This window comes from Nonomuraea sp. MG754425 (genome assembly GCF_021699195.1).
GTDB lineage: Bacteria > Actinomycetota > Actinomycetes > Streptosporangiales > Streptosporangiaceae > Nonomuraea.
Genome location: NZ_SSXE01000256.1, coordinates 1 through 11,588, shown reverse-complemented (window position 1 = coordinate 11,588; position 11,588 = coordinate 1). Strand labels below are relative to the sequence as shown.

Sequence of the window (11,588 nt, the reverse complement as noted above, 5' to 3'; positions counted from 1 at the left end):
CCGCCGCCACCCCGGGCCACAGGAGGCGGACCCGCGCCCACGCCGGGCGCGCCGTGGCGGCGGAGCCGCGAACAGGGGCGAGCATGACCTCCAGTGTTCTGGCCCGGACGTACGCCCGGTAGCCACGCGTTGCCTGTGAGGTCATAGCCTTCGGCTATGAGTAGCGCGCTGCCCGACCTCGACTCGCTCAAGCTCCTCGTCGACGTCGGCGAGCTGGGCAGTCTCGGACGGGCCGCCAGGGCGGCGGGCATCGCCCAGCCCTCCGCCAGCAAGCGGATCGCCCAGCTCGAACGCCGCCTCGGCGTCCCGCTGATCGAGCGCACCCCGCGCGGCTCCGCGCTCACGGCCGAGGGCAAGATGGTCGCCGGCTGGGCCGCGCAGGTGCTCGCCGCCGCCCAGGAGCTCATGCGCGCCGTGCAGGCCGTACGCCTCAGCGGGGCGGCCCACCTGCGGGTGGCGTCCAGCATGACGGTGGCCGAGTACCTGGTGCCGCGCTGGCTCGGCGAGCTGCAGAACCGGGAGCCCGGCGTCCAGGTGGGGCTCGACGTCGTCAACTCGGCCGACGTCGCCGCCCGGGTGCTGGCGGAAGAGGTGGAGCTGGGGTTCGTCGAGGGGCCCGCCGTCCCCGACGGGCTGTCCCAGCGCCTGGTCGGGACGGACCGCCTCGTGGTCGTGGTCGCGCCGGAGCACCCGTGGGCCCGCCGCCGCACCGTGCTGCGGGGGCCGGAGCTGGCCGCCACGCCGCTCGTGGTGCGGGAGCCGGGCTCGGGCACGCGCGAGACCCTCGATGTGGCGTTCGCCGGGATCAGCCCCGCCATTCATCGGGCCAGCCCGCGCCTGGAGCTCGGGTCGAACTCGGCGGTCAAGGGGGCGGCCCAGGCGGGGGTGGCGCCCGCGGTGCTGAGCGGGTACGCGGTGGAGGCCGACGTCGCGATCGGCCGGCTCGTGGAGGTGCCGCTCACGGGGGTCGATCTGGTCCGCAGGCTGCGGGCCGTGTGGCGGCGCGGACGTCCCCTGACCGGGCCGGCCGCCACCCTGCTGGCCATCGCCTGCCACCCCTGACCGCCCGGGGAAGCGCCGGGTGCGGGACGTTGACGGGTGGTGCGGGGCGGGCCGTAAGGTGCCGGAATGGGTTCGTACGACGTGATCGTGGCCGGAGGCGGGCACAACGGGCTGGTCGCGGCCGCCTACCTGGCGGGCGCCGGCCGGCGGGTGCTGGTGCTGGAGCGCAACGCGCACGTGGGCGGTCTGGCGATCTCCGCGCGCGCCTTCCCCGGCGTGGACGTGCGGCTGTCGCGCTACTCCTACCTGGTCAGCCTGCTGCCCACCCGGATCGTCCGCGACCTGGGGCTCGATCTCCGGCTCCGCCGCCGCCGGTACGCCTCCTACACGCCGAAGGGCGGCACGGGCCTGCTCGTCGACAACGAGGACGACCTGGCCACGGCGGCCTCGTTCCGGAGCGTCACGGGCGGCGCGGCCGACCACGAGGCGTGGCGGCGCTTCTACGGCATGGCCGCCGAGGTCGCGAAGGCGCTCGCCCCCACGCTCCTGGAGCCCCTGCGCGGCCCGGCCGAGATCGAGCGCCTGGTGGGGCCGCGGGCGTGGGGCGACCTGTTCGCGCGGCCGATCGGCCAGACGGTGGACGAGCGCTTCGGCGACGACACCGTGCGCGGCGTGGTCCTCACCGACGCGCTGATCGGCACGTTCGCCGACCCGGCCACCGACCTGCTGGCCAACCGCTGCTTCCTCTACCACGTGATCGGCGACGGCACCGGCGAGTGGAACGTGCCGGTGGGCGGCATGGGCGCGGTCTCCGGCGCGCTGGAGGCCGCGGCCAGGCGGGCGGGGGCGGAGATCAGGACCGGCGCGGAGATCGTCGGCATCTCGCCGTCGGGCGAGGTGACGTTCGCGGCTCCCGACGGCGAGCACACGGTCAGCGGCGGCCACGTGCTGGTGAACCTGCCGCCGGCCGTGCTCGACCGGGTGATGGGGCGTCCGGCGGACATCCCCGAGGGGGCGCAGCTCAAGGTCAACATGGTGCTCACGCGGCTGCCCAGGCTGAAGGACGCCTCGGTGGACCCGCGGGCGGCCTTCAGCGGGACGTTCCACATCAACGAGGGCCGCGACCAGCTCGCGGCGGCGTACGCGCGGGCGGCCCGCGGCGAACTCCCCGACCTGCCGCCCGCCGAGGTCTACTGCCACTCGCTGACCGACGCGTCCATCCTCGGGCCCGAGCTGAGGGGCCGGGCCGAGACCATGACGCTGTTCGGCCTGCAGATGCCCGCCCGCCTGTTCCGCGAGCAGCCGGACGCGGCGCGGAAGGCGGCCCTGGAGGCCACCTTCGCCTCCGTCAACGCCGTCCTGGCCGAGCCCCTCCAGGACTGCCTGCTCACCACCCCCGACGGCGTGCCCTGCGTCGAGGTCAAGACGCCGGTGGACCTCGAACGGGAGGCCGGGCTGCCCGGCGGCCACATCTTCCACACCGACCTGAGCTGGCCGTTCGCGGACGGAGGCGGCTGGGGCGTGGAGACCGAGCACGAGCGGGTGCTGATGTGCGGCGCGGGCGCGCGCAGGGGCGGCGGTGTCAGCGGGATCGGCGGCCACAACGCCGCCATGGCGCTGCTGCGCCGCTGACCGGCCCCTCGCCGGTCATTCGCCGGCTCCTCGCCTGCCCCTCGTCGGTCACTCGTCGGTCACTCGTCGGCGACGAGTTTGCCGGCCACCTCCAGGGCCACGCTCGCCCGCTCCGCCTCGTCCAGGTCCATGTCGAACAGGAACGGCACGCTCCCGAGCACCACCGCGAACACCGCGAGCCTGGCCTCGAACTGTTTGACCGCGTCCGCCCCCGGCACGGACAGCACCGACAGCATGCCGATCATCCCGCGCTGCATGCGCTCACCGGCCGCCTTGCCCTGGATGACGCCCTGGTTCACCTGGGCGAACCTGAACAGCGGACGCCACTGGTCCTCCAGCAGCCCGGAGATGCGCCCCAGGATCTTCCGGCGGGACTCGGCCGTCCCCGGCTGCTGTCCGGCCCACGTCACCAGCTCGTCCATCGAGTCGCACAGCCGGTCCACCACGCCGGCGAGGATGTCCTCCTTCGTGCGGAAGTGGTAGTAGAGCGCCGGCCTGGTGATCTGCAGGCGGTCGGCGACCTCCTGCAGCGAGGTCTTGTCGTATCCGCGCTCGGCGAACAACTCCAGCGCCACCTGCTGGATTCGCTCTCGTGTGTCCGTTCGCCGGCCGGCCATGCCGCTCCCATCGCTTGACGGCCCATCGTCTCATTGCTTACTTTCGCGTAAGTAAGCAATGCGATCGGCTTCTCGGAGGCAACACTATGGCGCATTCCTTCCCACTTCCGCGTACCTGCCCGTTCGCCCCACCGCCCGAGTACGAGCACATGCGCGAACAGGCCCCGCTCGTCAGAACCTCCCTGCCCGGCGGGGACGTGTGGCTGGTCACCCGCCACGCCGAGGCCCGGCAGGTGCTCGCCGGCACCGGCATCAGCACCAGCCCCGCCACACCCGGCCACCCGAACGCCGCCTTCCACACCGAGCCGCCGTCGCCCGAGCGCGCGCAGGCCATGGAGGCGTTCATGGCCGGGCACTTCATCGACCTCGACCCGCCCGAGCACACCAGGTTCCGGCGGCTGCTCATCCCCGAGTTCACCGTCAGGCGGGTCAGGGAGATGCGCCCCGGCATCCAGGAGATCGTGGACGGGCTCATCGACGACATGCTGGCCAAGGGGCCGGGAGCCGAGCTGGTCGAGGCGTTCGGGCTGGCCATGCCGTCCCTGGTGATCTGCCGGCTGCTCGGGGTCCCGTACGCCGAGCGCGAGTTCTTCCAGTCGCGGACCCGGGAGATGCTCGCCCACGGCGACGACCCGGACCTGCGGCAGACGGCGGCACTCGAGATCAGGGAGTTCCTCGACCGGCTCGTCACCGAGGCCGAGCGGGCGCCCGCCGACGACCTCCTCGGCCGGGTGATCACCAGCGGCCGGCTCACCCACGACGAGGTGGTGGGCGTGATGTTCCTGCTGCTCGTCGCCGGGCACGAGACCACCGCCAACATGATCCCGCTGGCCGCCCTCACCCTCCTGCGCCACCCCGTCCAGCTCGCCGCGCTGCGCGCGAACCCCGAAGGGTGGCCGGCGGCCGTCGAGGAACTGCTGCGCTACCACTCGATCGTCGACTGGGCGGCCTTCGACCGGGTCGCCGCCGCCGACCAGGAGATCGGCGGGCAGCTCGTCAGGAAGGGCGAGGGCATCTTCGTGCTCGGCGCCTCCGCCAACCGGGACGAGCGGGCGTTCGAGCGGCCCGACGAGTTCGACGTCGCCCGCGGCGCCCGCCACCACGTCGCCTTCGGGTACGGCGTGCACCAGTGCCTCGGCCAGAACCTGGCGCGGGCCGAGCTGGAGATCGCCCTGCGCACCCTCTTCGAGCGGATGCCCACGCTGCGGGTCACCGTGGCCGACGACGAACTGGCCGCCAAGTATGATGGGCCCATCTTCGGGCTCACCTCCCTGCCCGTGACGTGGTGATCCTCATGAAAGGACGATGAGGCTGTTCATCGCGTTCTCATGATGAGCGTCTAGCGTTGGTAAGCATGAGTGAGCCCGCACGGTTGCTGGTGGTGGACGACGAGCCCGCGTTGCGCGAGGCCCTGCAGTCGAGCCTGGAGTTCGAGGGCTACAAGGTCGTCACGGCCAACGACGGCCACCAGGCCCTCGACTCGCTCGCGGCCGACGCCTACGACGCCGTGCTGCTCGACGTCATGATGCCGCGGCTCGACGGGCTCACCGCGTGCCGGCGGCTGCGCGCGTCGGGCAACCACGTCCCGGTGCTCATGCTCACCGCCCGCGACGCGGTCGGCGACCGGGTCTCCGGGCTCGACGCGGGGGCCGACGACTACCTCGTCAAGCCGTTCGAGCTGGACGAGCTGCTGGCCAGGGTGCGCGCGCTGCTGCGCAGGGGCGCGCTCGCCGCGGGCGCCCCCGAGGGCGACACGCTCTCCTACGGCGACCTGCGGATGGACCCGGCGACCAGGGAGGTCACCCGCGGCGCGCGCCCGCTCGACCTGACCAGGACCGAATACCTGCTGATGGAGCTGTTCCTCGCGCACCCCCGCCAGGTGCTGACCAGAGACCAGATCCTCAGCGAGGTGTGGGGCTTCGACTTCGAGCCCACCTCCAACTCGCTCGACGTCTACGTCATGTACCTGCGGCGCAAGACCGAGGCCGGGGGCGAGCCGCGGGTGATCCACACCGTGCGCGGGGTGGGTTATGTGCTCCGGGCCGCACCGTGAGCGATGCCGGCGGCCTGCGCGCGCGCCTCACCACCCTGTCCAGACGCGGCAGCCTGCGCACCCGGCTCACCCTGCTGGTCACGGTGGCCGTGGCGCTGGCCATCGCGCTGTGCGCGGGCATGAGCTGGTTCATCCTGCAGAACCAGCTCATCCGCAACCTCGACCTGAGCAACCTCGAGTCGGCGCGGCAGGGCGACAAGCCGTACCTCGAGCACACGTGCACGCCTGACGGCTCGCCGGGCCCGTTCGACGGCCGGGCCACGCTGCTGTTCGCCGACGGCGCCACCTGCTCCATCGGCCGGCCCATCGTCCCGGACCTCAAGGCGGACATCGCGGCGCTCAAGCCGTGCGAGCCGGTCTACCGCGACGGCGTCACCCGCGACGGCGAACGGGTCCGCGTGGTCACCATCAACTTCAAGCCGGGCGTGGCGGTCCTGGAGGCCAGGCCGCTGTGGCACATCGAGCGCACGATGCGGATCGCCGCGCTCATGCTCGGCGGCGTCACGGCGCTGGGGGTGCTCGGCGCGGCCTGGGCCGGGCTGGCCATCTCGCGCTCCGCGCTGCGTCCCGTGGGCAACCTCACCAGGGCGGTCGAGCACATCGCGCAGACCGAGGACCTCGACACCCGCATCCCCGTCACGGGCAACGACGAGATCGCCCGCCTGTCCGCCTCCTTCAACGCGATGACGGCGGCGCTGGCCGGCTCCAGGGAACGCCAGAAGCAGCTCGTCGCCGACGCCGGCCACGAGCTGCGCACCCCGCTCACCACCCTGCGCACCAACATCGACCTGCTGCTGCGCAGCGAGCAGACCGGCCGCAGCCTCGACCCCGCCGCCAAGGAGCGGCTGCTCGTCAACGTGAAGGCGCAGTTCGCCGAGCTGTCCACGCTGGTGGCCGACCTGCTCCAGCTCGCCAGGGGCGACACCGACCACGAGCCGCACGTCGAGCTGGGCCTGCACGAGGTGGTCACGGCCGCCGCCGAGCGCGCCAGGCTGCGCGGCGCCGAGGTCGTCACCGACCTCGAACCCTGGTACGTCGTGGGCAGCGCCGCCTCGCTGGAACGTGCCGTGCTCAACCTCATCGACAACGCCGCCAAGTTCAGCCCGGAAGGCGGCCAGGTCGAGGTGCGCCTGCGCGACGGGCGGCTGACCGTGCGCGACCACGGCCCCGGGCTGCCCGCCGAAGAGCTGCCGCACGTCTTCGAGCGGTTCTGGCGCTCCCCGTCGGCACGCGGCCTGCCCGGCTCGGGGCTGGGGCTGGCGATCGTGGCCCAGGCCGTCACGGAGGCCGGCGGCAAGGTACGCCTGGCCAACGCGCCCGGCGGCGGAGCCATCGCGACCATGGACCTACCGGGAACTCTCATGCGTACCTCAGAATCGGATAAGTCGCCTTAAAGACCCGAAACGTGAGCTGGTCGCATGGAGACAACAGCAGTCCGGACCCGCCTGGTCGAGGTGGTCGTCCCGGTCTACAACGAGCAGCGGGTGCTGAGGGCCAGCATCACCCGGCTGCAGACCTACCTCACCCGGCATTTCCCCTACGGCTTCCGCATCACCGTCGCCGACAACGCCAGCACCGACGACACCTGGCGGCTCGCCACCGAACTGGCCCGCGAACTGCCCTGCGTACGCGCCGTGCACCTCGACGAGAAGGGCCGCGGGCGGGCACTGCGCAAGGTCTGGTCGCAGAGCGAGGCCGACGTCGTCAGCTACATGGACGTCGACCTGTCCACCGACCTCGACGCGTTCCTGCCCCTGGTCGCGCCGCTGCTGTCGGGCCACAGCGACCTGGCCATCGGCACCCGCCTGGCCAGGGCGTCCCGGGTCGAGCGGGGCCCCAAGCGGGAGTTCGTCTCCCGCTCCTACAACCTGCTGCTCCGCCTCGGCATGGGCGCCGGGTTCTCGGACGCGCAGTGCGGCTTCAAGGCCGTACGCACGGAGGTCGCCCAGGCGCTGCTGCCCGGTGTCGAGGACGAGGAGTGGTTCTTCGACACCGAGCTGCTGCTCCTGGCCGAGCGACACGGACTGCGCATCCACGAGGTGCCCGTCGACTGGGTGGACGACCCGGACAGCCGGGTGGACCTCGTCCGGACCGCGCTCGACGACCTGCGCGGTCTGGCGCGGGTGGCGCGCAAGACACTGTCCGGGGCCGCCCGCATCCCCATCCCCGCGGGCGTCGAGCGGGCCGAACTGCCGAAGGGCATGGCCAGGCAGCTCCCGCGGTTCGCCGTCGTGGGCGTGCTCAGCACGCTGGCGTACCTGCTGCTGTACTCGCTGCTGCGCCAGGTCGTGCCGCCGCTCGCGGCCAACGCGGTCGCGCTGCTGGTCACGGCCGTGGCCAACACCGCCGCGAACCGCCGCTTCACCTTCGGCGTCAAGGGGCCGGGTGGGGCCGTACGCCACCAGCTCGAAGGGCTGATCGCCTTCCTCGTCGGGCTGGCGCTCACCTCCGGCAGCCTCGCACTGCTGCCTGACGGGGTCTCGCACGGGGCGGAGCTGATCGCCGTCATCGTCGCCAACGCGGCCGCCACGCTCGTCCGGTTCCTGCTGCTGCGCGTGTGGGTCTTCAACCCCGACCGGCGGACCGCCCGATGACGGCCACCGCGTCACGTCCCGGACACCGGGCCGCCACCCGCCGCCGGGGCGCCCTCGCCCGCGCCTTCCTCGGCCCCGAGCAGGACCCGCGCTGGTCACGGCCCGCGATGTGGGCCGTGCTGGCCGTCGCCTTCGTCCTGTACGCGTGGGCGCTGAGCGGCGACGCCAACGAGTACTACGCCGCCGCCGTCCTGTCCGGCACCCAGAGCTGGAAGGCGTTCTTCTTCGGCGCGATCGACGCCGGCTCCTTCATCACCGTGGACAAGCCGCCGCTGGCGCTGTGGGTGATGGGGCTGTCGGCGCGGATCTTCGGGTACGGCACCTGGAGCATGCTGCTCCCGCAGGCCGTCGCCGGGGTGGCGGCCGTCGGCCTGGTGTACTCGGCCGTCCGCCGGGCCTGGTGCGGGCCCGCTTCCTCCGGGCTCGCCTCGGAGCGTCAGGGGCATGTCGCGGCGCTGATCGCCGCCGTCGTCATGACGCTCACCCCGATCACGGTGGCCATCAACCGCGACAACAACCCGGACACCGTGCTCGTGCTGCTGCTGGTGCTGGCTGCCTGGTTCTGCCTGGAGTCGCTGCGGACCGGGCGGTTGCGGTCGCTGCTGCTCGCGGCGTTCTTCGTGGGGCTCGGGTTCAACGCCAAGATGTTGCAGGCGTACCTGGTGGTGCCGGCGTTCGGGCCGGCGTACCTGGCGTGCGCCCGGGTGTCGTGGCCGAAGCGGGTGGGGCACCTGCTGGCGGCCGGGGGCGTGCTGGCCGGGTCCAGCGCCTGGTGGATGGTGATCACCGACCTGTGGCCCGCAGGCTCCCGGCCCTACATCGGCGGCTCCACCGACAACTCCGTCTGGGACCTCGTGATCGGCTACAACGGTCTCGGCCGCGTCTTCGGCCAGGGGCGCGGCAACGGCTTCGGCGGTGGCGGTGGCGGTTTCGGCGGTGCGGCCGGGGCCGGGCGGCTGTTCAACGACATCCTGGCGGGGCAGATCTCGTGGCTGCTGCCGTTCTGCGTGGTGGCGCTCGTGCTCGCGGTCGTGCTGCGGGTGCGGCGCCTGGACCTCGGCGCCGGGCCCTCGGGGGCGGCCTGGCTGCTGTGGGGCGGCTGGCTGGCCGTCCACTACGTGATCTTCAGCTTCTCCAGCGGCACCTTCCACCCCTACTACACCACCGCCATGGCTCCGGCGGTGGCCGCGCTGACCGGGATGGGCTCCGTCCTGATGTGGCGGGCCTACCGGCGCTCGCGGGCCTCGGCCTGGGTGCTGCCGCTGGCGGTGGCGCTGACCGGGGGCTGGTCGTTCGTGGTGCTGCGCCGTACGCCTGACTGGGCGCCGTGGCTGGCCTGGGTCGTGCTCGGGGCGACCTCGGTGGCCGTGGCGGCGCTCGTACTGGCGCTCGTGCTGGCCAGGGCGCGGGTGCGGATCGCGGCGGTGGCGCTGGTGGCCGCGGTCGTGGCCGGGCTGGGCGGGCCCACGGCGTACGCCGTGACGCCGCTGCAGTCGCCGACCAACGGCACGAACCCGACCGCAGGACCGTCGTCGGGTTCGTCGGGCCGGATGGGCTTCGGCGGCCCGGGAGGGACGCCCGGCGACGGCCGCTTCCCGGGCGGCGGGAACCGGCCGCCGGACGATGGCCAGGGCCAGGATCGATCCGATCAGGACGGCCGGAGCGGTGCCGCGGAGCGCGGCGGTGGCCGGTCCGGGTTCGCGGGGCGTGGCGGGCCCGGCGGCGGAGTCGGCACCGAGATGGCCAAGTACCTGCTGGCCAACCAGGGTGAGGCCACGTGGCTGGTCGCGGTGAACAGCGCGCAGCAGGCGTCCCGCCTGATCCTGTCCACCCGCGAGCCGGTGATCGCCATGGGCGGCTTCACCGGAAGCGACCCCGCCATGACCGTGGACGGGCTGCGGTCGCTGGTGTCGTCGGGGCGGCTGCGGTTCGTCCTGTCGGGCGACGGCGGCGGACCCGGCAGGGGCGACACGGAAGTGACGAGCTGGGTGCAGGAGAACTGCACGGCGGTGGACGGCCAGGACGGGCTTTACGACTGCGCCGAATAGCGGGCTGAAAACGACAAATGGGCGGGGCATCGTGAGGGTGCCTCGCCCATTGTTGCTCTTTATCGATGATAAGAGCGAAAATGTTGGGACTGATATAGGTGGATAGGTCCGAATTTATGGCTTCAGAATGCCTCTGACCAGGGGAATCATTTTTGGTATGGCTCTTCACAAGCCCCCGCGAAGGCGTACCCTAGGGGCAAAGAAATGGGACCGGAGATCCAACACATCCCCGGTCCCTTACCCCCACGGTAAGGGAGATTGCTGTGAGTTTCAAGGACGCCTTCTCTGAACTCGGCGCGGCCCAGGACAACGAGTTCTGCCGGATCCGTACGGAGCAGATGGCGATGGGGCAACAGCTCACCGAGAAGATCGACCAACTCGAAGTACGGGTCGGCGCCATCGAGGACGGACTCGAGGCGGTGGCCACGAAGGTCGAGACCATAGACAACAAGGTCCAGACGGTGGCCACGAAAGTCGAGACGGTGGCCACGAAAGTCGAGACGGTGGCCACGAAGGTCGCGACGGTGGCCACGGACGTCGAGACGATAGACGCCAAGGTCGAGGCCATGACTGCGAAGGTCGAGGTGATCGACCATACGTCCCGGGGGATGCAGAGCAGCCAGTTGGAGATGATGCAGATCCTCATCGCCATCCAGCGCAAGCTCGACGTCAACTAGCCAGACCTTCGTCTCAGGGCCGGGCCCGTTCGTCAGGGCATCGGTCACCCGCCGGGCCGGGCCGGGCGTTCGCGGCGGCCGGTCGGTTCGGCGGTCGTTCGTCCCGGTCCTGGCGGGTTCAGGCTTGACAACGATGTCAGGTCGTTTCTTGATGGTCCTATGGCCGTGCCGCTGATCGATGCCCGCGGGATCGTGAAGAGCTACGGCCAGGTCGAGGCGTTGCGGGGCGCCGACTTCAGCCTGGGAGCGGGCGAAGTGGTCGCGCTGATCGGGGACAACGGGGCCGGGAAGTCCACCCTGGCGAAGATCCTCTCGGGGGTCGAGCGCCCGGACAGCGGGATGATCGAGGTCGACGGGGAGCCGGTCGCGTTCGGCGCCGTGGAGGAGGCCAGGGGCGCGGGGATCGAGACCGTCTACCAGGACCTCGCGCTCTGCGCCGACCTCAGCCCAGCCGCCAACTTCTTCCTCGGCAGGGAGCGGCTCAGGCGTGGGCTGCTCGGGCTGCTCGGCGTGCTGGACAACGCGGCCATGCGGCGGGAGACCCAGGCGGCCTGCGAGCGACTCGGTGTGCGACTGGCGTCCCAGAGCGCGCCGGTGTCGACGCTGTCCGGCGGGCAGCGGCAGGGGGTGGCGGTGTCCAGGGCCGTGACATGGGCGCGGCGGGTGGTGTTCATGGACGAGCCGACGGCGGCGCTCGGCGTGGTGCAGACGAGGCGGGTGCTCGACCTCATCAGGACCGTACGGGACTCGGGCGTGTCCGTCGTGCTCATCAGCCACAACATGCAGGACGTCATGGCCGTGTCCGACCGGGTCGAGGTGCTGCGGCTGGGGCGCAGGGTGGCCCGGTTCGACACGGCGCGGGTGTCGATGGAAGAACTCGTCGGCGCCATGACGGGGGCCCTGGAGCAGCAGGAGCACGACCGGCCCGCCGTCGCGCCGGAGAGACTGCCGGAGCGGGACAGGGC

General features: G+C 72.1%; 10 protein-coding genes. 9 read left to right on the top strand and 1 reads right to left on the bottom strand.

Going from position 1 to position 11,588, the window contains the following annotated elements; genetic code table 11:
• Positions 1 to 156 precede the first annotated feature (156 nt).
• Positions 157 to 1,062: a LysR family transcriptional regulator gene (locus FAF44_RS48240; RefSeq protein WP_237110192.1), complete on the top strand. Its 906-nt coding sequence runs from the start codon at positions 157 to 159 to the stop codon at positions 1,060 to 1,062.
• Positions 1,063 to 1,128: 66 nt separating this feature from the next.
• A complete protein-coding gene (locus FAF44_RS48235) occupies positions 1,129 to 2,634 on the top strand; it encodes an NAD(P)/FAD-dependent oxidoreductase (RefSeq protein WP_237110191.1) in 1,506 nt (501 codons plus the stop codon).
• A gap of 59 nt (positions 2,635 to 2,693) precedes the next feature.
• On the opposite strand, the gene FAF44_RS48230 is transcribed toward FAF44_RS48235, so the two are convergent.
• Positions 2,694 to 3,251 (bottom strand): TetR/AcrR family transcriptional regulator, encoded by a 558-nt coding sequence (locus FAF44_RS48230; RefSeq protein WP_237110190.1) that lies wholly within the window; start codon positions 3,249 to 3,251, stop codon positions 2,694 to 2,696.
• 86 nt (positions 3,252 to 3,337) lie between these two features.
• On the opposite strand from FAF44_RS48230, the gene FAF44_RS48225 reads away from it, so the two are divergent.
• From FAF44_RS48225 to FAF44_RS48195, 7 genes are all read left to right on the top strand, one after another.
• On the top strand, positions 3,338 to 4,540 hold the full coding sequence (locus FAF44_RS48225) for a cytochrome P450 (RefSeq protein ID WP_237110189.1): 1,203 nt from the start codon (positions 3,338 to 3,340) through the stop codon (positions 4,538 to 4,540).
• A gap of 65 nt (positions 4,541 to 4,605) precedes the next feature.
• Positions 4,606 to 5,304: a response regulator transcription factor gene (locus FAF44_RS48220; protein WP_237110188.1), complete on the top strand. Its 699-nt coding sequence runs from the start codon at positions 4,606 to 4,608 to the stop codon at positions 5,302 to 5,304.
• Complete coding sequence (locus FAF44_RS48215) at positions 5,301 to 6,698, top strand: cell wall metabolism sensor histidine kinase WalK (protein ID WP_237110187.1); 1,398 nt, start codon at positions 5,301 to 5,303, stop codon at positions 6,696 to 6,698. The genes FAF44_RS48220 and FAF44_RS48215 overlap by 4 nt, the downstream gene beginning before the upstream one ends.
• Positions 6,699 to 6,722: 24 nt before the next feature.
• On the top strand, positions 6,723 to 7,898 hold the full coding sequence (locus tag FAF44_RS48210; protein WP_237110186.1) for a bifunctional glycosyltransferase family 2/GtrA family protein: 1,176 nt from the start codon (positions 6,723 to 6,725) through the stop codon (positions 7,896 to 7,898).
• Positions 7,895 to 9,946: a glycosyltransferase family 39 protein gene (locus FAF44_RS48205; RefSeq protein ID WP_237110185.1), complete on the top strand. Its 2,052-nt coding sequence runs from the start codon at positions 7,895 to 7,897 to the stop codon at positions 9,944 to 9,946. The genes FAF44_RS48210 and FAF44_RS48205 overlap by 4 nt, the downstream gene beginning before the upstream one ends.
• 263 nt (positions 9,947 to 10,209) lie before the next feature.
• Complete coding sequence (locus FAF44_RS48200; RefSeq protein WP_237110184.1) at positions 10,210 to 10,623, top strand: hypothetical protein; 414 nt, start codon at positions 10,210 to 10,212, stop codon at positions 10,621 to 10,623.
• 159 nt (positions 10,624 to 10,782) lie between these two features.
• The coding region (locus tag FAF44_RS48195) for an ATP-binding cassette domain-containing protein (protein ID WP_237110183.1) at positions 10,783 to 11,588 on the top strand (806 nt) is incomplete at its 3' end.